At 50.5% G+C, this 910-nt stretch carries 9 tRNA genes; all 9 read left to right on the top strand.

Annotated elements, in window-relative coordinates:
* The first annotated feature begins 4 nt into the window (after nt 1-4).
* The 9 genes from JCM10596_RS22865 (at nt 5) to JCM10596_RS22825 (ending at nt 864) form a co-directional block, all read left to right on the top strand.
* Nucleotides 5-80: transfer RNA gene (locus JCM10596_RS22865), tRNA-Val, on the top strand.
* Between the two features lie 15 nt (nt 81-95).
* Nucleotides 96-171 (top strand) — tRNA-Thr (locus JCM10596_RS22860).
* A 31-nt stretch (nt 172-202) separates the two neighbouring features.
* Nucleotides 203-278: transfer RNA gene (locus JCM10596_RS22855), tRNA-Lys, on the top strand.
* A gap of 29 nt (nt 279-307) precedes the next feature.
* Nucleotides 308-391: transfer RNA gene (locus tag JCM10596_RS22850), tRNA-Leu, on the top strand.
* 39 nt (nt 392-430) lie between these two features.
* Nucleotides 431-505, top strand: a tRNA-Gly gene (locus JCM10596_RS22845).
* A 7-nt stretch (nt 506-512) separates the two neighbouring features.
* Nucleotides 513-601, top strand: a tRNA-Leu gene (locus tag JCM10596_RS22840).
* Between the two features lie 25 nt (nt 602-626).
* Nucleotides 627-703, top strand: a tRNA-Arg gene (locus JCM10596_RS22835).
* Between the two features lie 4 nt (nt 704-707).
* Nucleotides 708-784: transfer RNA gene (locus JCM10596_RS22830), tRNA-Pro, on the top strand.
* A 4-nt stretch (nt 785-788) separates the two neighbouring features.
* Nucleotides 789-864: transfer RNA gene (locus JCM10596_RS22825), tRNA-Ala, on the top strand.
* The last annotated feature ends 46 nt before the right edge of the window (nt 865-910 follow it).

Here is a 910-nt window from a genome sequence, read left to right as displayed (position 1 = left end):
ATTTGGAGGATTAGCTCAGCTGGGAGAGCACCTGCCTTACAAGCAGGGGGTCGGCGGTTCGATCCCGTCATCCTCCACCATTACATTTATACTATGCCGGTGTAGCTCAGTTGGTAGAGCAACTGACTTGTAATCAGTAGGTCGAGGGTTCAAATCCTTTCGCCGGCACCATGAATGAAACATATTCATGAAATCAAAATGAGAGCCATTAGCTCAGTCGGTAGAGCATCTGACTTTTAATCAGAGGGTCGAAGGTTCGAGTCCTTCATGGCTCACCATTCTAGAAGTGAGAATGGATACTAAATATGCGGGTGTGGCGGAACTGGCAGACGCACTAGACTTAGGATCTAGCGCCTATGGCGTGGGGGTTCGACTCCCTTCACCCGCACCATTATGCTCGATGAGCATAAATATACTGTGTGTAAAAGATGCGGAAATAGCTCAGTGGTAGAGTATCGCCTTGCCAAGGCGAGGGTCGCGGGTTCGAATCCCGTTTTCCGCTCCAGAGAAATGCCGGGGTGGTGGAATTGGCAGACACACAGGACTTAAAATCCTGCGGTTGGTGACAATCGTGCCGGTTCAAGTCCGGCCCTCGGCACCATTTTAGAAAAGAATAGTTTTATGATGTGCCCTTAGCTCAGCTGGATAGAGCGTTTGACTACGAATCAAAAGGTCGGGAGTTCGAATCTCTCAGGGCACGCCATTTTCGGGAAGTGGCTCAGCTTGGTAGAGCACCTGGTTTGGGACCAGGGGGTCGCAGGTTCAAATCCTGTCTTCCCGACCATTATGGGGCCATAGCTCAGCTGGGAGAGCGCCTGCCTTGCACGCAGGAGGTCAGCGGTTCGATCCCGCTTGGCTCCACCAAAAACAACTTCCATAAATTAGTTGTTGCTTTTCATAAGAAGAGTAT

Origin of the sequence: Caldalkalibacillus mannanilyticus JCM 10596 (assembly GCF_000615945.1) — a bacterium.
Taxonomy (GTDB): domain Bacteria; phylum Bacillota; class Bacilli; order Caldalkalibacillales; family JCM-10596; genus Bacillus_AT; species Bacillus_AT mannanilyticus.
The sequence above is the reverse complement of the archived record's forward strand: the minus strand, read 5'-3'. Positions and strand labels throughout refer to the sequence as shown.